The 17,122-nt window shown below is 37.5% G+C and carries 11 protein-coding genes and 14 tRNA genes; 3 read left to right on the top strand and 22 right to left on the bottom strand.

Annotated elements, in window-relative coordinates; translation table 11 throughout:
• Positions 1–33: 33 nt before the first annotated feature.
• The 3 genes from menH to F7888_RS06120 are packed head-to-tail and all read right to left on the bottom strand — an operon-like array spanning position 34 to position 4,001.
• Positions 34–840, bottom strand: a complete 807-nt coding sequence (gene menH / locus F7888_RS06130; RefSeq protein WP_191778255.1) for a 2-succinyl-6-hydroxy-2,4-cyclohexadiene-1-carboxylate synthase — start codon at positions 838–840, stop codon at positions 34–36.
• A gap of 4 nt (positions 841–844) precedes the next feature.
• A complete protein-coding gene (menD, locus tag F7888_RS06125; protein WP_191778253.1) occupies positions 845–2,599 on the bottom strand; it encodes a 2-succinyl-5-enolpyruvyl-6-hydroxy-3-cyclohexene-1-carboxylic-acid synthase in 1,755 nt (584 codons plus the stop codon).
• Complete coding sequence (locus tag F7888_RS06120) at positions 2,583–4,001, bottom strand: isochorismate synthase (RefSeq protein ID WP_225228626.1); 1,419 nt, start codon at positions 3,999–4,001, stop codon at positions 2,583–2,585. The genes menD and F7888_RS06120 overlap by 17 nt, the downstream gene beginning before the upstream one ends.
• A 385-nt stretch (positions 4,002–4,386) precedes the next feature.
• On the opposite strand from F7888_RS06120, the gene F7888_RS06115 reads away from it, so the two are divergent.
• The 3 genes from F7888_RS06115 (at position 4,387) to F7888_RS06105 (ending at position 7,145) form a co-directional block, all read left to right on the top strand.
• Entirely contained in the window at positions 4,387–5,322 is a 936-nt protein-coding gene (locus tag F7888_RS06115) for a 1,4-dihydroxy-2-naphthoate polyprenyltransferase (RefSeq protein WP_191778251.1), read from the top strand.
• 127 nt (positions 5,323–5,449) lie between these two features.
• A complete protein-coding gene (locus F7888_RS06110; RefSeq protein ID WP_191778249.1) occupies positions 5,450–6,202 on the top strand; it encodes a yteA family sporulation protein in 753 nt (250 codons plus the stop codon).
• 145 nt (positions 6,203–6,347) lie between these two features.
• Complete coding sequence (locus F7888_RS06105; RefSeq protein WP_191778247.1) at positions 6,348–7,145, top strand: TIGR00266 family protein; 798 nt, start codon at positions 6,348–6,350, stop codon at positions 7,143–7,145.
• A gap of 42 nt (positions 7,146–7,187) precedes the next feature.
• Here F7888_RS06105 and F7888_RS06100 read toward each other — a convergent pair whose 3' ends face one another.
• The 19 genes from F7888_RS06100 to F7888_RS06010 form a co-directional block, all read right to left on the bottom strand.
• Positions 7,188–9,587 carry a glycogen/starch/alpha-glucan phosphorylase gene (locus F7888_RS06100; RefSeq protein WP_191778244.1) on the bottom strand — a complete coding sequence of 800 codons (2,400 nt, stop codon included), beginning with the start codon at positions 9,585–9,587 and terminating at the stop codon, positions 7,188–7,190.
• On the bottom strand, positions 9,577–11,031 hold the full coding sequence (glgA, locus tag F7888_RS06095) for a glycogen synthase GlgA (protein ID WP_191778243.1): 1,455 nt from the start codon (positions 11,029–11,031) through the stop codon (positions 9,577–9,579). Before glgA ends, F7888_RS06100 begins: the two co-directional genes overlap by 11 nt.
• Positions 11,028–12,056 (bottom strand): GlgC family sugar phosphate nucleotidyltransferase, encoded by a 1,029-nt coding sequence (locus tag F7888_RS06090; RefSeq protein ID WP_191778240.1) that lies wholly within the window; start codon positions 12,054–12,056, stop codon positions 11,028–11,030. Before F7888_RS06090 ends, glgA begins: the two co-directional genes overlap by 4 nt.
• 102 nt (positions 12,057–12,158) lie before the next feature.
• A complete protein-coding gene (locus F7888_RS06085; protein WP_191778238.1) occupies positions 12,159–13,298 on the bottom strand; it encodes a glucose-1-phosphate adenylyltransferase in 1,140 nt (379 codons plus the stop codon).
• Entirely contained in the window at positions 13,255–15,222 is a 1,968-nt protein-coding gene (gene glgB, locus F7888_RS06080; RefSeq protein WP_225228625.1) for a 1,4-alpha-glucan branching enzyme, read from the bottom strand. The genes F7888_RS06085 and glgB overlap by 44 nt, the downstream gene beginning before the upstream one ends.
• 374 nt (positions 15,223–15,596) lie before the next feature.
• Positions 15,597–15,668, bottom strand: a tRNA-Glu gene (locus F7888_RS06075).
• A 17-nt stretch (positions 15,669–15,685) separates the two neighbouring features.
• Positions 15,686–15,776, bottom strand: a tRNA-Ser gene (locus tag F7888_RS06070).
• Between the two features lie 8 nt (positions 15,777–15,784).
• Positions 15,785–15,859: transfer RNA gene (locus F7888_RS06065), tRNA-Asn, on the bottom strand.
• Positions 15,860–15,866: 7 nt separating this feature from the next.
• A tRNA-Ile gene (locus F7888_RS06060) sits at positions 15,867–15,943 on the bottom strand.
• Positions 15,944–15,950: 7 nt separating this feature from the next.
• Positions 15,951–16,024: transfer RNA gene (locus F7888_RS06055), tRNA-Gly, on the bottom strand.
• A gap of 16 nt (positions 16,025–16,040) precedes the next feature.
• Positions 16,041–16,116, bottom strand: a tRNA-His gene (locus F7888_RS06050).
• A gap of 41 nt (positions 16,117–16,157) precedes the next feature.
• A tRNA-Phe gene (locus F7888_RS06045) sits at positions 16,158–16,230 on the bottom strand.
• A gap of 10 nt (positions 16,231–16,240) precedes the next feature.
• Positions 16,241–16,316 (bottom strand) — tRNA-Asp (locus tag F7888_RS06040).
• A gap of 37 nt (positions 16,317–16,353) precedes the next feature.
• Positions 16,354–16,430, bottom strand: a tRNA-Met gene (locus F7888_RS06035).
• A gap of 201 nt (positions 16,431–16,631) precedes the next feature.
• Positions 16,632–16,724 (bottom strand) — tRNA-Ser (locus F7888_RS06030).
• A gap of 14 nt (positions 16,725–16,738) precedes the next feature.
• Positions 16,739–16,815 (bottom strand) — tRNA-Ile (locus F7888_RS06025).
• 20 nt (positions 16,816–16,835) lie between these two features.
• Positions 16,836–16,912: transfer RNA gene (locus F7888_RS06020), tRNA-Met, on the bottom strand.
• A gap of 22 nt (positions 16,913–16,934) precedes the next feature.
• Positions 16,935–17,010: transfer RNA gene (locus F7888_RS06015), tRNA-Ala, on the bottom strand.
• 11 nt (positions 17,011–17,021) lie between these two features.
• Positions 17,022–17,098, bottom strand: a tRNA-Pro gene (locus tag F7888_RS06010).
• Positions 17,099–17,122: the final 24 nt, after the last annotated feature.

Raw genomic sequence — 17,122 nt, 5'->3', positions numbered from 1 at the left:
CATCCCTTCATCATCTAATTTAATGTCTCTTTACTAGCTAGAAAGAAACACACTTACTATTTTACCAAAATTCTCTGGTTGTTCCATATGAATTGCATGTCCAGCACCATTAAATTTTTCAATTCTTGCATTCGTCAATAGAGTAGCCATTTTCTCAGCAATCATACAGAATTTTTGATCTTGTTCACCACAGACCAAAAGAGTAGGAATCTTAACTTCATTCAGTCGGTTCCAATACGATGGTTGAGCACCTGTCCCCATCCCTCGAAGACTATTTGCTAGTCCAAGTTCGTTATTTTCCATGCGTTGTTCATGTAAGTACTCTTGCTTCCTTTGATCCATTTCTCTTTGTGTGCTAAAGAGTGGAATCCCTTCCCAATGGTTCACAAAAGCTTCTAGGCCTTCCTTTTCAATAAATGAAGCAAGTGCTAAATCGGCTTTCACTCTCTCGTCACGTCCAGATTGTGTTTCTATCCCTGGAGAACTACTTTCTAGCACAAGCTTATGAAACCTTTTTGGATAATCAACTGCTAAAGCAAGTGCCAATCTTCCACCCATTGAATAGCCAACAAGACTAGTGGAATCAATTTTTAGCTGATCTAGAATTTGGATGAAATCATCTTTCACACGATTAAAGTGATAATACTCTATTTCATCAGGATGATCTGATTTCCCATGACCTATATGATCAATCAATACAAGCTGATGGTTTTCTTGTACATATGGAATCACTTCATGCCAATTTCCGATACTACCTGTAAAACCATGTAGAAATACGATTGGATCCCCTTCTCCGATGATTTCCACATGATATTTCACTCCATGTACTGAAATAAACATATTATCAATGTCCTTTTGTAAGATAATCGTTTATTTCCTGGGAAACACGATTCCACAAATTCTGATGATATCCTACATTTTCTAGTCTATTTGTTTTCAATTCAATTACTGATAAGCCTTTACTATGGATTGACTTTTCCACTGCTTCTGTAAATCCAGCCCAAGATTCTGGGTTCATATAATGACCATTGTACATGTTGATTGCATGTTCAAATTCAATCCCTGATGGAGTTCCAAATAGGTATTCAAAATGCTTCTCTTCCCTTGATTGCGGTAGAAATGAGAATATTCCTCCACCATCATTATTAATAAGGATCACAGTTAAATCTAGCTCATTAAGTTTTGCTGCAAGTAGTCCATTCAAATCATGATAGAAGGATAAATCACCGATAACTAATACAGTGTTTCTGCCAGATGTACTCGCTCCAATTGCTGATGAGACGACTCCATCTATTCCATTAGCACCGCGATTAGCCATAAGCTGTATATCTTTTTCTGTCGTTATAAAGAAAGAATCCAAATCTCTTATTGGCATGCTATTTCCGACAAACATTAAGGAATGTTCAGGTAAAGCAAATTGAAGCTCTTGAATAACTCTTCCTTCAAAAAGGCTATGTTCTTCAACTCGTTCTCCTAAATGTTTTTTTGTCAGTTGGTTTATTTCTAGCCAAGAAGTGGACCATTTCGTTGCAGCTTTCTCTGGTAAATGATTTACTAGCGTTTGACAGAAACTCGTTTCTTGACAGAAAATCATTTCATCTGCTAATAATGTCGGTTCACGCCATCCTCCATCACCATCAATGACAAATTGAAGAACATCTGGATGCTTTTTCAGATACAATAATAATGCTTTTGAAACTGGCATTGCCCCAAAGCGAATAATAATTTCTGGTACAAATGCTGTTGTAAATTCCTGATTGCGTAAGAATGCATCATAGCTATCTATGATCATTTCTTTAGAATGAGTGCCACTACGTAATTGTGACAAAGGGTCCGCTAATATTGGAAATTGTAGCTTCTCTGCCAACATCGTGACAGAATGAGCAAATTCATCGTCATATAATTCCCCACAAATGATGATCCCTTTTTTCCTCATTTCAAGTACTGCTACTATTTCACTTAATTGTGTTTCTTCTAACTCTGAAGTCCCCAAGACAACATTCACTTGTTTATTATGTAATTTACGCCCCTGTGTAAATAAATCAGGTAGTGTAAGATTTGGGACTAATGGTTCTCTTAGAGGAACATTCAAGTGTACTGGTCCTGCAGGAGCACTCATGGCTTTACCCGCTGCTCTAGCAGCAACCGTTCGAACATAACGATTCATCTCATTCGTTTCCTCAGGGAGAGCCAAATCAACAAACCATTTTACGTGCTTTCCATACAAATGTGTTTGATCAATGGCTTGTGGTGCACCAACATCCCTTAACTCATGCGGACGATCTGCTGTGATGACGATTAATGGTATTCTTGAATAATGAGCCTCAACAATGGCTGGATAATAGTTGGCTGCTGCTGTTCCAGAAGTACATAATAGGGCCACTGGTTTTTGCTGAGACTTTGCCATTCCTAAGGCAAAAAAAGCAGCTGATCTCTCATCAATATTCATATACGTTTTCATTTCATCATGCTCCGCCATTAAGATGGCGATTGGAGTTGATCTTGAACCAGGACTTATAACGACATTCTCAACTCCTACTCGAACGAGCTCGTCCACAAAGGCACCAATATAATTAGTCAACTTATCGGTTGTTTTCATCTTCTAATCCTCCTAATGCAGATAGCATAGGTTTAAACTTGATGTTCGTTTCAGAATACTCACTAATTGGCTCTGAATCTGCTACGATTCCACAGCCAGCAAACAGTGAAGCCTCTTTTTCACGTAATAAGCCAGAACGAATTGCAACAGCAAATTCACCATTGTCATTTCCATCCACCCATCCTATTGGGGCAGCATACCATCCTCGATCTAGCAACTCTACTTCTCTTATCTTTTCCAATGCTTTATCAGAAGGAAATCCACCTAGAGCTGGAGTTGGATGAAGCTTTTCTACCATCGCTAATAAAGTAACACCTGACTTTGCTTCACCCTTAATAGGAGTATACAAATGCTGAATATGCCTCATTTTTAAGAGCTGTGGCTCATCAGGCGAAGCAATTGTTTCACAGGATTCAATCATCGCGTCCTTAATCATCGATACAACTACTTCATGTTCAATCAGATTCTTTTGGTCATGGAGTAGTTCGTCCCCAAGCTTTTGATCAATCTCCATTGTATTACCTCTACCAATTGAACCCGCTAAACATGTTGATTTAATTGTACTATTCTTCTTTTTAACTAGTCTTTCTGGAGAAGCACCTATGAAACAAGCATTTTTATGCTCAAAGGCAAATAAATAGCTCATTGGTTGTTGCTCTTTCAAATTAAATAATACTTCTTCCGTACTAATTTCTTCAGTAAAAGTCAAATTCATTTCTCTTGCAAGCACGACCTTTTCGACTTCACCATTTTTAATTTCATCTACAACATCCTGAACCGACTTCATCCAGCGCTCTGGATTCACTTCAGATTTCTCATACTTCAAGTCCTTTTGAGTATGACAAATCTGTTTTGGGATTTGTTTCACAATCTGATTGCTAAGTCTTTCCAGATTAGCTAATGATTCTTTATCACCAACTGTACTTACATGATTAAATGTAAAATAACATTTTCCATTGACGACAGATAAAAGAATTTTCGGGAGTACAAAAGTCGCATCTGAAAATTCATTCCACAGGGCTGTTCTACTTCTTAGCGGATCAAAAGAAAATCCGCCGAATAAAATAGGGCCAGTCCCATATTTCATTGTCCCTTTATCATTTACCTGACTAACTAATCTCTTCCAATCAGATTCTACCTCTTGAAAGCGATTAGAAGAACCATTTACTTCAATTTCATATGCTCTTCCAAAACCAACTAATATTGTATTTAAAGATGGGTCAGCCCAGTATGTGCGCTCGCCCTTAAATAAACTTTTCCCGGCTACAAAGAACAAAAGGGGATCAATCTCTTGAGTCTCAATTACTCGACTTTCAAGAACATTATTCATTTGTTTATCATGAGTAAGAGAGTGCTTCTTACCAACCAATTCTCTCATACTGCCGCTCTGCTTCAGTACCAAACCTAATCCCCCCGAATTAATTACTAACTATATCATACTAAAAATAGTATTTTTTAGAAAAAGAAAGCGCTGCTTTTTTTCAATTAAAATGTTATTAATAAAATGATTTGTATCCTATATATTATATCATTATTTCAAACTGTTACTACCTTTTACCTTTACTTTCGACACACGAATTACTTATTTAACATACATCTTTCTAATTTACACTGTCAATTATCTCGCTTATAGTTAATCCCTGCTTTAATTGGAAATAAGTTTTCCCACTATAGAGGTGAAAAACGTTGACACTTTATGTTGAATTCTCTAAACTTATTTTGTGACTTTAGAAGCCATATATGCCATACATTATCATAAATAGCATGTATGAAAGGAGAAAACATATATGCAACCTAATTTACAAACACAAACTTCTACTGAACTTCAAAAATCAACAGGATGGAAGGTTTGGTGGAAATTAACTCGTCCTCATACTTTATCAGCTGCATTTGTTCCTGTATTCATTGGAACAGCTCTTGCAAGATTAGAGACAAGCATTAACATTCCGTTATTTCTTGTCATGATGGTAGCATGTCTTATTATTCAAGCTGCAACAAACATGATTAATGAATATTATGATTATAAGCGTGGACTAGATCATGCAGAGTCCGTTGGAATTGGTGGAGCGATTGTACGTGATGGAATCAAGCCCAGTACAGTCATTCGTCTAGCCTTTATCCTATTTGGTATTGCTGTCCTATTAGGCGTCTATATTTGTATGAATAGCAATTGGTGGATTGCTGCAATCGGTACTGGTTGTATGTTAGTCGCATACCTTTATACAGGTGGACCTTTCCCAATTGCCTATACTCCATTCGGCGAACTGTTTGCCGGTATTTTCATGGGCCTTATTATTATTTTAATATCCTTCTATATTCAAACTGGCACGGTTACAACTTCAAGTATTCTTATTTCTATTCCAATCGTTATCCTAGTCGGAGCGATTCTAATGGCAAATAATATTCGTGATCTAGATGGAGACAAAGAAAATGGTCGAAAAACACTTGCGATTCTTCTTGGACGTAGAAATGCAATTCGTTTCTTAGGTGGAATGTTTACCGTTTCTTACCTCTGGCTGATTGCACTAATTTTTACAAATCATGTTTCTTTCTGGGTATTACTCGTTTTAATCAGTATTCCAAAAGCAGTTAATGCCATTAAAGGGTTTATTGGAAAAACCTTACCGATTCAGATGGCACCTGCAATGAAAGCAACTGCACAAACAAATACCATTTTTGGATTTTTATTATCTATTGGTTTATTTATTAGCTATTGGCTATAAAAAGAAAGGTCGAATTTACTCGACCTTTCTTTTTTTGTTTAAATTTTTACCATCATTTTTTTAACGATTATAGTTGATAATACTTTTATAACATGATTTTTTGACTTAAAAGGAAGGAGTGCTTTATATGCTAACAAAGGAGCAATTATCAACCTTCCGTTCACAGTTGATAAAAGCAAAAAAAGATGTGGAGGAACAACTGAAGGAAGGTGACCATTTTGATTTAGAACAAGGTCATTTCCATGAATCGGTTGGCGAATTATCCAGTTATGATAACCACCCAGGTGATGAAGCAACAGAACTCTATGAACGTGAGAAAGATATTGCCTTAAATGAACATATGGAAAAAGAGTTAAAAGACATTAATCATGCACTTACTGCAATTGATGAGGGTACCTATGGAGTATGTGAAACCTGTGGAAAAGAAATCCCCTTCGACCGACTTGATGCAATCCCTACAACTACTTACTGTAAGGAACATAGTCCGACTCAAATTGTCTCTCATAACAGACCAATTGAAGAAGGAGTTCTGATGAGTCCTTTTGGTAAGTTTGAATTTGATGGAGAGCCAGATGAAGTTGAAGCTTATGATGCTGAGGATTCATGGCAGGATGTAGCACGATATGGAACTTCAGAAACCCCTGCTGATTTGACAGACAGTGTTGACCATTATAATGAAACTTATATCGAATCAGACGATCAAGTTGGTTATGTGGAAGAATATGAAAACTTCGTCGGAACTGATATTGAAGGAAAAGAAATTATTGTTTTTCCTAATAATCAACATGAAAAATATGAGGACGATTTAGACGAAGAAGGAATTATGACGATGTTTGGTGATTTACCACCATATGAAAAAGATCCATATACAGAAGATTAAAGAATAACGTCCACGTTTAACGTGGATGTTTTCTTTTTTCGACAGCGTTATTTTCATACTTTTGTTAAATAGTAGATGTAAAATAAAGGAGGAATTTAGATGAATGAAGAATATCTAAAGAAACTAAAAAGGATGGTGAAAGGTCATGAATGCACATGAGATTGACTTTAAGTTACATGGAGATGATATGCAATTTGTTGAAATTGAACTAGATCCAGGTGAAAGTGCAATAGCTGAGGCTGGTGGAATGATGTACATGGATCAGGGAATTGAAATGGAAACGATCTTCGGTGATGGTGGTAGTTCAAGCAAAGGGATTCTAGGAAAGCTTATGGGTGCGGGGAAACGAGTGCTAACTGGAGAAAGCTTATTCATGACAGTCTTCACAAATAAAGGGATGGGGAAAAAACAGGTATCCTTTGCAGCACCGTATCCTGGGAAAATCATTCCTGTGGACTTAAGTGAGATGGGCGGAAAAGTCATTTGTCAAAAGGATGCCTTTCTTTGTGCTGCAAAAGGCGTTTCCATTGGCATTGATTTTCAACGTAAGCTTGGAGCTGGATTTTTTGGAGGTGAGGGCTTCATCATGCAAAAATTAGAAGGAAATGGACTCGCATTTTTGCATGCAGGGGGGACAATCATTAGGCGTGATCTTCAAGCAGGAGAAAAGCTAAGAATTGATACAGGGTGCTTAGTAGCTCTAACAAGAGATGTTGATTACTCTATTGAGTATGTTGGTAAAGTCAAGACAGCTTTCTTTGGTGGGGAGGGCTTATTCTTTGCAACGGTGCAAGGACCTGGTTCAGTCTGGATTCAATCCCTACCATTTAGTCGATTAGCTGATCGTATATTTGCAAGCGCACCAAGTGCTGGGGGAGCTTCGAAAGGTGAAGGGAGTATTCTGGGTGGTCTTGGCGATTTCTTAAATGGAGATAATCGATAATTTCGAGTTAAAAAAGAGGAGGGAACCTCCCTCCTCTTCACTTTAAAACCGAACCGGCTGAATATCCCAAATATCTTGAGCATATTCGGTAATTGTTCGATCACTTGAGAATTTCCCAGAATGGGCAATATTGATAATGCTTTTCTCAAGCCAATCACCTTGATTTCCGTATGCTGCATTCACCCGCTCTTGAGCCTCAACATACGCCCCGAAATCTCTTAGCACAAAATATTGATCGTTCTCCATTAACAGTGAGTCATAAATCGCATCAAAATGATCAGCTGTATCTGGGAAATAGCCATTTGTCAATTGTTCGAGAACTTGGCGAATCCGCTTATCATGATGGAAATATTCATGTGAGTGGTATCCACCATGCTGATAGAAATGTAGAACCTCTTCTGAAGTTAAGCCAAATGTAAAGATATTTTCTTGACCCACCTCTTCTAAAATTTCTATATTGGCCCCGTCCAATGTCCCAAGTGTTAACGCACCGTTCATCATAAACTTCATATTCCCAGTACCAGATGCTTCCTTACTCGCTGTTGAAATTTGCTCACTCACATCTGCTGCTGGAAAGATATCCTCTGCCAAAGATACTCGGTAATTCTCAAGAAAAATCACCTTCAAACGGTCCCGAGTTTTTTTGTCATTATTCACCTTATCCGCTAGTGAGTTAATTAATTTTATAATCTTCTTTGCATAGTGATATCCTGGTGATGCCTTTGCACCAAAGATAAATGTCCTAGGATGAATATTGAAAGTAGAGTCTTCTTTTAATCGATTATACAGGTACATAATATGAAGGACATTCAAGAGCTGCCTTTTATAAGCATGAAGTCGCTTTACTTGCACATCAAAAATTGACGATACATCAATTGTTACCCCTGTCTGTTCTTTTATTCTTGCTGCAAGGATTTGTTTTCGAAGATTCTTCACTCTTGAAACCTCTGATTTGAAACTTGAATCCTTGCTAAAGGTCTTAAGGTTAATTAAATCCTTTGGTTTTTCAATCCAACTCTGTCCAATCGATTCGTTAATCAAGTTAGTTAATTGCGGATTTGCCTTTAACAACCAACGTCGATGGGTAATCCCATTTGTTTTGTTATTGAATCGTTCTGGATAAACCTCATAGAAATTCTTCATTTCACGGTGCTTTAAAATCTCAGAATGGATTTGTGCTACTCCATTCGTGCTATGAGTCCCGACAATTGCCAAATGAGCCATTTTGACAAGATTATGGGCAATTATCGCCATATCCTCAATCCTTTTCCAATCACCGGGAAACTTATCCCAAAGCTCCTGACAAAACCGTTCGTTAATTTCATTCACAATCATAAAAATTCTTGGTAATAATGGTTGAAAGATGTGTACTGGCCATTTCTCTAATGCTTCAGATAAAGTTGTATGATTTGTGTAGGAGATGGTATTGGTCGTGATATCCCATGCCTGCTCCCAGCTCATTCCTTCCTCATCAAGTAGAATTCGCATTAATTCAGGAATCGCTAACACCGGATGAGTATCATTCACATGAATCGCTACATGGTGATGAAGATCACTTAATGATCCATGTTTGGCCCTGTAACTTCTTAAAATACTTTGTAAGCTAGCTGAGACAAGAAAATATTGTTGTTTTAACCTGAGTATTTTACCCTCATCATGTGTATCATCTGGGTATAAAAACTCCGAAACAGCTTCAGTTTCTCGTTTATAAACTAATACATCCTTCCCAGCAGGATATCTTGATGGCTCAGCATTCCATAGCCTTAACGTATTCACAGTAGTTGTTTCAAATCCGACAACTGGAATATCATACGGAACCGCAGTGATTTTCTCGGCATCTACATGTCTAAACGTGTATTTGCCGTTTCTTTCGATTGTTTCGATTTCACCCCAGAATCCAACCTCTACAGCTTGATCAGACTTGCGGACTTCCCACACATTCCCATGCCGCAACCATTGCTCGGGTAATTCCACTTGGTATCCATCCACAATCTTTTGATCAAACAAACCATGCTTATAGCGGATCCCACAACCATGGCCAGGTAAATTAAGTGAAGCAAGTGAATCCAAGAAACATGCGGCCAATCGGCCAAGACCACCATTTCCCAAACCAGCATCTGCTTCACTTTCTTCGATATCCTCTAATCTGATTCCAAGATCCTGAAGTCCTTCTTCGACCGTTTCAAGTATCCCTAAATTTAACAAATTACTCCCTAACAAGCGTCCAAGTAGAAATTCGATTGACAAATAATAGACTTGCTTATGATCTCCTGAACGCTGTGTTTCATTTGTTTGAATCCAGTTAGAGCTAATATACTCTCTTACCATATTGCCAAGTGTATTATATTGATCTCTCGGTGTAGACTCCCGAAATGTTTTCCCATACATCATTTCGAGTTTATTTAAAAATGCTCGCTTGAAGGTTTCCTTGTTAGTAAACATGAACTCCACTCCTAGTAGCTAATCCAGCATATAGCTGGTTATATCTGAAGGCAGATTGAGCCCAGCTATAATCTCGGGTCATTGCCTCATTTACTATATGATTCCAGCACTCCTTTTTATGATAAAAATGAATTGCTCTTTTAATTGTATGCATCATATCGTGGGCATTGTAGTTCGTAAAACTAAAACCATTTCCCTCATTCGTAAATTCATTATAAGATTGGACCGTATCATTAAGTCCGCCTGTTTCTCTAACAATTGGTATAGTGCCATATCGCATCGCAATTAATTGTCCTAATCCACATGGCTCAAACTTAGATGGCATTAAAAACAAATCAGAACCAGCATAAATCTTACGTGCCATCGATTCGCTAAATCCGATATATACTCTTACTTTTTCAGTATATTTGTTCTGTAAATAATTGAAAAAGTGTTCATATTCACTGTCACCTGTACCCAAAACGACAAATTGTATATCTTCAGAATAGAGCAGTTCATCTAATACTCGATTTACAAGATCCAAGCCTTTTTGTGAAGTTAGTCTTGAAACAATTGAGATGAGAGGAACATCTGAATTTACAGGAAGTCCAAAATACTCTTGGAGCGCTTGTTTATTTTGATATTTCCCTTCTATATGATTAGCATCATACAGATAATCAATGGCATCATCTGTTGCTGGATTGTATTCCTCATCATCAATTCCATTTAAGATTCCGATCAAAGAACTGCTTCTCGCTCTTAATAATCCATCTAGCTTCTCTCCAAAATACTCCGTTTGAACCTCATTTCGATAGGTAGGGCTTACTGTTGTAATCACATTCGACGAAACCAAAGCAGCTTTCATAAAGTTCACATTGCCATAGAATTCAAGCTGATTGATGTTCAAATAGGAATCTGTTATACCAAGCAGATCATGTGTAATGGACGGTGGAAAGATCCCTTGAAATTGTAAATTATGAATCGTAAACACAGAGCGAATCGATGCATATCTTTCATCATGCTTATACTCGTTATGTAATAGAAAATTAACCATGCCTGTGTGCCAATCATGACAATGTATCACATCAGGAATTTGTTCTAGCTGTGGAATGGCATCCAAAACAGCTCTACAAAAGAAGGAAAATCTCTCTGCATCATCATAATGACCATATAAAGAATCTCTATTGAAATAATATTCATTGTCGATAAAGTAATAGGTTATTCCTTTATAGACAAGCTTTTCAATCCCACAATATTGTTCTCTCCAGCCAACATTTACAGTGATTTCAGCAATTTTTTCCATTTGATCTCGATAGGTAGAAGCAATTAGCCCATATTTGGGTAGAATCACCTCAACGTTTGTGCCTAAACGGACTAATTCTTTCGGCAAAGCTCCCGCCACATCGGCTAATCCACCAGATTTAATAAAAGGTACACATTCTGAAGCTACAAACAAAACATTCACGAATTCATCAACGCCCCTTGTATAGTTCCTTTTCTTAATACATTCGGTAAATTTTCTGTTCCATGTAAGTGAACACCGTTTTCGATTCTAACATCTTTATCTAAGATGACCGCATCTAATTCACAGTTCTCACCAATTTGTGACTTTTGCATAATGACACTATTTTTAACAACCGTTCCTTTACCAATCTTAACTCCTCTAAAAAGTATACAATTTTCCACATGACCTTCAATCACACACCCATTGGCAATCATTGAATTTTTCACAATTGCACCTTTGTTATAACGAGTTGGTGGCTCATCCTTTACTTTCGTATAAATTGGTCGTTCTTTTAGGAATAATTGCTTCCAAATGTCTGGTGTAATAACCTCTAAACTATGTTTATAGTATTTTTCAATAGAGGTGATCATTGCTGCATAACCTATATATTCATATTCACTAATCTTATATTGATGACTTTTATCTTTCACAACATCAACGATACTTCTATATCCAGTTGATTCATGATTGTTCACTAAATCAACTAATAGTGAAGTTCCAACGATAAACATTTCTAATGTTTTTCCTTGATGACGAATCTCTGTAATATCACTATTTGTCTTAATATGTCTCTTAAGAATGGCATCATAATCTATATTACAAACCGTATGACAGTTAGAGATAAGGGCATATTTTCGATTACTTCTATAAAAATAGTCGATATTTTGCTTAAACTGCTTGAAGCTTCCTAATTGCTCACTATTTGGGTCTTTAAGTGGTGAAGGAAAGAAGAATAAACCATCACGTTTTCGATTTAAATCCCACTCTCTCCCTGAACCTAAATGATCCATTAAAGACCGATTCTGATAACCATGGAAGACCGCAACACTCTCTATTCCTGAATTCACCATACTAGATAATACAAAGTCTATTAGTCTATAACGGCCTGCAAATGGAATGGCTGACATGGAACGCTTAACAATAAGATCTTCTATACTCTGTTTATGCGTTGTCGCATCAATAACCCCCAAGAGTTTGTTATACATACTTTTGTTCATCCTCTCACTATTTTTGTGTATTTGAATGCTCTGTGGATTTGATTTAGAACAGAGTAGAATTGGCCACTCCGTTGATTTCTTTCATATATCTTATCCAATCAATAGACTTTCTTCTGTTATTAACTTAATTTCATCTGAATCCTTATCCGCACTAATGACAGTATTATCAGGAATATGCATGCCCTCTGGGACAATCGCATTTTCTATAAATACGTTTTTCCCAATGATAGCATCTGGCATAATAACAGAATCTTTAATCACAGAGAATTCACTTACATGAACTCCTTGAAATATCACTGAATGATTAATCTCACCTTCAATGATACAGCCTTCATTAATAAGGGATTCATTCACAATTGCTGTAGGAGCAATATACTGAGGAGGTTGATTTGGATTCACAGAATAGACTCTCCATGAATAATCAAACAGGTTTAATCCTGAACTTTCTTCTAATAAATCCATATTGGCTTCCCATAGACTTTTAACTGTTCCGACATCTTTCCAATAGCCTTTAAAAGGATAAGCCAAAATCCTTTTCTTTTCTTCTAATAATAATGGAATCACATCTTTTCCGAAGTCATGGCTCGAATCTGGGTTTCGGTCATCCATATCAAGATATTCCTTCAAGATAGAGTATTTAAATATATAAATCCCCATAGACGCTAAATTATTTTTAGGATAGAGGGGCTTCTCTTCAAATTTAGTAATCTCTAAGTCTTTATTTGTATTCATGATTCCAAATCGGCTTGCTTCTTCCCAAGGTACTTCAATGACAGAAATAGAGACATCCGCATCTTGCTCAATGTGGAATTGCAGCATTTCATCATAATCCATCTTATAAATATGATCTCCTGACAAGATGAGCACATACTCAGGATCATATTGTTTTAAATAAGGCATATTTTGATAAATCGCACTTGCCGTACCTGTATACCATTTCACACCCGAAGATTCAGTGTAAGGTGGTAGAACTGTTACTCCACCATGCCTACGGTCTAGGTCCCACGCACTTCCAATCCCAATATAAGAATGAAGCAATAATGGTTGATATTGAGTTAATACTCCAACCGTATCTATCCCTGAATTCGTACAGTTACTTAGTGTGAAATCGATTATTCGATATTTACCACCAAATGGTACTGCTGGTTTTGCTAAACTTTTTGTTAATGAGCTTAATCGACTTCCTTTACCCCCTGCTAATAACATTGCTACGCACTTTTTTCGTACCATTCTTTCTAGTCTCCCCTCTTTTTTTGACTGGTCGTAAAATCGATATTCCAAATGGTGGAATGGTCATTGATATATGATACGGCCTACCATGGAAAGGCTCGTTCACAGCTTCGATTGTTTTTTTATTTATTTGATCTGAGCCACCATACTTAGATGCATCGCTATTTAGTATTTCTTTGTATGAAGTCTCAACAGGTACTCCTACTTTGAAATCATTGTAGACAACTTGTGAAAAATTACAAACAATAATCACGAAATCTTCTTCATTCTCTCCCCTTCTAATAAAAGAGAAGATACACTGTTCATTATTATTTGCATCAATCCATTCAAATCCAGAATAATGATGATCATTTTGATTGAGAGACTTTTGTTTTGTATAGATCTTCATTAAATCTTGGAAATATACTCTTACATTTCTATGCATCTCGTAATCATCTAACATCCAATCTAATTCACCTAAATCCTTCCATTCATCGAATTGTCCAAACTCCCCACCCATAAACAGCAGTTTTTTTCCGGGATGTGCGATAAAAAAACCATAAAAGAGTCGTAACTGAGCAAATTTACTCCAGTAATCTCCAGGCATTTTATTTAATAAGGATTTTTTTCCGTGGACGACCTCGTCATGGGATAAAGGTAAGATAAATTGTTCTGAAAAAGCATATAGAAGAGAAAATGTAACATGATGATGCAAATGAACTCGATCTTGTGGGTTTGCTTCCATGTACTTTAACATATCGTTCATCCAACCCATATTCCACTTATAAGTAAATCCTAAGCCCCCATCCTTCACTGGAGTTGTGACCTTAGGCCAATCTGTAGAATCCTCAGCAATCATTAGTACGGTTGGGTCATGGGATGAAACTGCTTGGTTTAGCTTTTTTAGAAATTCAACAGCCAAATGATTTTTATGAAGCTGATCATTCTGATTTGGCCAATAAAGCATGTTTGCAACTGCATCTACTCTAAATCCATCAATATGGAAATGATCAACCCAAAACAATGCATTAGATATTAAAAAACTATGTACTTCTGCTTTACCTAAATCAAAATTTGCAGTTCCCCATACTCTGTTTTCTCTATCATTTTCTTTTTTGTAATCATAGGTTGGTTCACCATCAAACATATAAAGGCCATGTGCATCCTTACAAAAGTGACCTGGTACCCAGTCTAATATGACGCCAATATCTTGTTGATGACATTGATCAATAAAGTACATCAAATCATGAGGTGTTCCAAAACGGCTAGTAGCTGAGAAATAACCAGTTCCCTGATACCCCCAAGACCTATCGAGCGGATGTTCAACTAATGGCAATAGTTCAATATGAGTAAAACCATGTTCCTTTACATAAGGAATGATTTCACTCGCCACTTCTTCATAGCTTAGTAAACTTCCATCATCTTTCAATCTCCAGGAACCTAAATGACACTCATAAATCATAAAGGGACGTTCTTTTATTGGCTTTTTCTTTTTTTGTTTTCTCCACTTCTCATCGTTCCATTGATAATCGTACAAATTATAGACAATTGAGGCAGTATTTGGTCTTACCTCAGAATAGAAGGCAAATGGATCTGATTTTAATAGAATATCTCCAGTAGCTGATACGATTTCATACTTATATAAATCACCTTCAGAAATATTATTGAAAAATCCACTCCATATCCCTTCATTATTTATTTTAGTTAATGAATATCCTATGCTATTCCAATGATTAAAATCACCAACTACTCTAACTTCTCGTGCATGTGGAGCCCACACACTGAAACGAGTTCCTTTTACATTATCAACTATTTGCATGTGTGCACCGAATAAGTTATAACTTTTAAAAAGGTTTCCTTCATGAAATAAATGGATGTCGTATTCAGTTGGGGAAGTCAGAACCACTCTCTTCATCCTTTCTTCTATTAAAATATTATTTATCATATATTTTAATTCTACCTAACTATTTATTGTAAATGGTAATAAATAGTATGACATTCTTCGACAGTTTTTCTATATTAGTGTAACTTTAATTATTTCACTATAATATTCAGAAAAACTAAGTGTTTGTTTATCCGTTCAAAATGTTGAACTATTTTTAAATAGTTCTATTTATATAAATATATACTAAATTTTCAGATATTTCAAACATAAAAGCATACACTTTTACTTATTTTCACTAAGTAATTTTAAAAGAGATTAGCTCTGATATTTTTGTTATAAAGTAATAAATGTCGACAATTATTTATTATCCTTTTCGTTAGTGCTATAAAAATAGACAGAAAAAAAACTACGATTAAATCGTAGTTTTTTTGAGATGACCCGTACGGGATTCGAACCCGTGTTACCGCCGTGAAAGGGCGGTGTCTTAACCGCTTGACCAACGGGCCTTATTATTCATATATGATGGCGGAGAAGGAGGGATTTGAACCCTCGCGCCGCTCGCGCGACCTACACCCTTAGCAGGGGCGCCTCTTCAGCCACTTGAGTACTTCCCCAATAAAAATGGCTCCACAGGTAGGACTCGAACCTACGACCGATCGGTTAACAGCCGATAGCTCTACCACTGAGCTACTGTGGAATAAAAATGGTGGGCCTAAATGGACTCGAACCATCGACCTCACGCTTATCAGGCGTGCGCTCTAACCAGCTGAGCTATAGGCCCATTTTTATGGAGCGGGTGATGAGAATCGAACTCACGACATCAGCTTGGAAGGCTGAGGTTTTACCATTAAACTACACCCGCAATGAATTTGATATAATGGGGCGACTGATGGGAATCGAACCCACGAATGTCGGAACCACAATCCGATGCGTTAACCACTTCGCCACAACCGCCATAATATCTAAATATTATTAATTATTATTAATTTTAAAGGTGGCTCGGGACGGAATCGAACCGCCGACACATGGATTTTCAGTCCATTGCTCTACCGACTGAGCTACCGAGCCAATATTCAAATGGCGGTCCCGACCGGGATCGAACCGGCGATCTCCTGCGTGACAGGCAGGCATGTTAACCGCTACACCACGGGACCAATGTTTTTCAAGTTCACTTGAAAATGACTATCTTTTTGGTTGCGGGGACAGGATTTGAACCTGCGACCTTCGGGTTATGAGCCCGACGAGCTACCAGACTGCTCCACCCCGCGATAATAAAAAGTATTTATTTTAATCGCAACACCTTAATTAAAGACTGTCCCAATCTCAAAGAGCTAATTCAAGAAGCTGTTCGATTGGTACAACTCGCAAGTAATTCATGAAGTAACGCTCGTTGCTCCACCCCGCGGTAATAAAAAGGATTTATTTTAATCGCTACACCTTAGTTAAAGGCTGTCCCAATATAAATCATATGGCGGAGGAAGAGGGATTCGAACCCCCGCGGGCTTTAACACCCCTGTCGGTTTTCAAGACCGATCCCTTCAGCCGGACTTGGGTATTCCTCCGTATGATATATAAATGGTGGACCTTGTAGGACTCGAACCTACGACCGGACGGTTATGAGCCGTCTGCTCTAACCAACTGAGCTAAAGGTCCAATCTAATTAAATTATAATATGGTAGCGGCGGAGGGAGTCGAACCCACGACCTCACGGGTATGAACCGTACGCTCTAGCCAGCTGAGCTACACCGCCATAGTATCATTTAATTTAAGATTGGTGGAGCCTAGCGGGATCGAACCGCTGACCTCCTGCGTGCAAGGCAGGCGCTCTCCCAGCTGAGCTAAGGCCCCATTTTTTGGAATGGTCGGGAAGACAGGATTCGAACCTGCGACCCCTTGGTCCCAAACCAAGTGCTCTACCAAGCTGAGCTACTTCCCGATATATGGCGCGCCCGAAAGGAGT

The organism is Litchfieldia stipae (assembly GCF_014837155.1).
GTDB lineage: Bacteria > Bacillota > Bacilli > Bacillales > Bacillaceae_L > Litchfieldia.
This window is presented reverse-complemented; position numbering and strand designations above follow the sequence as displayed.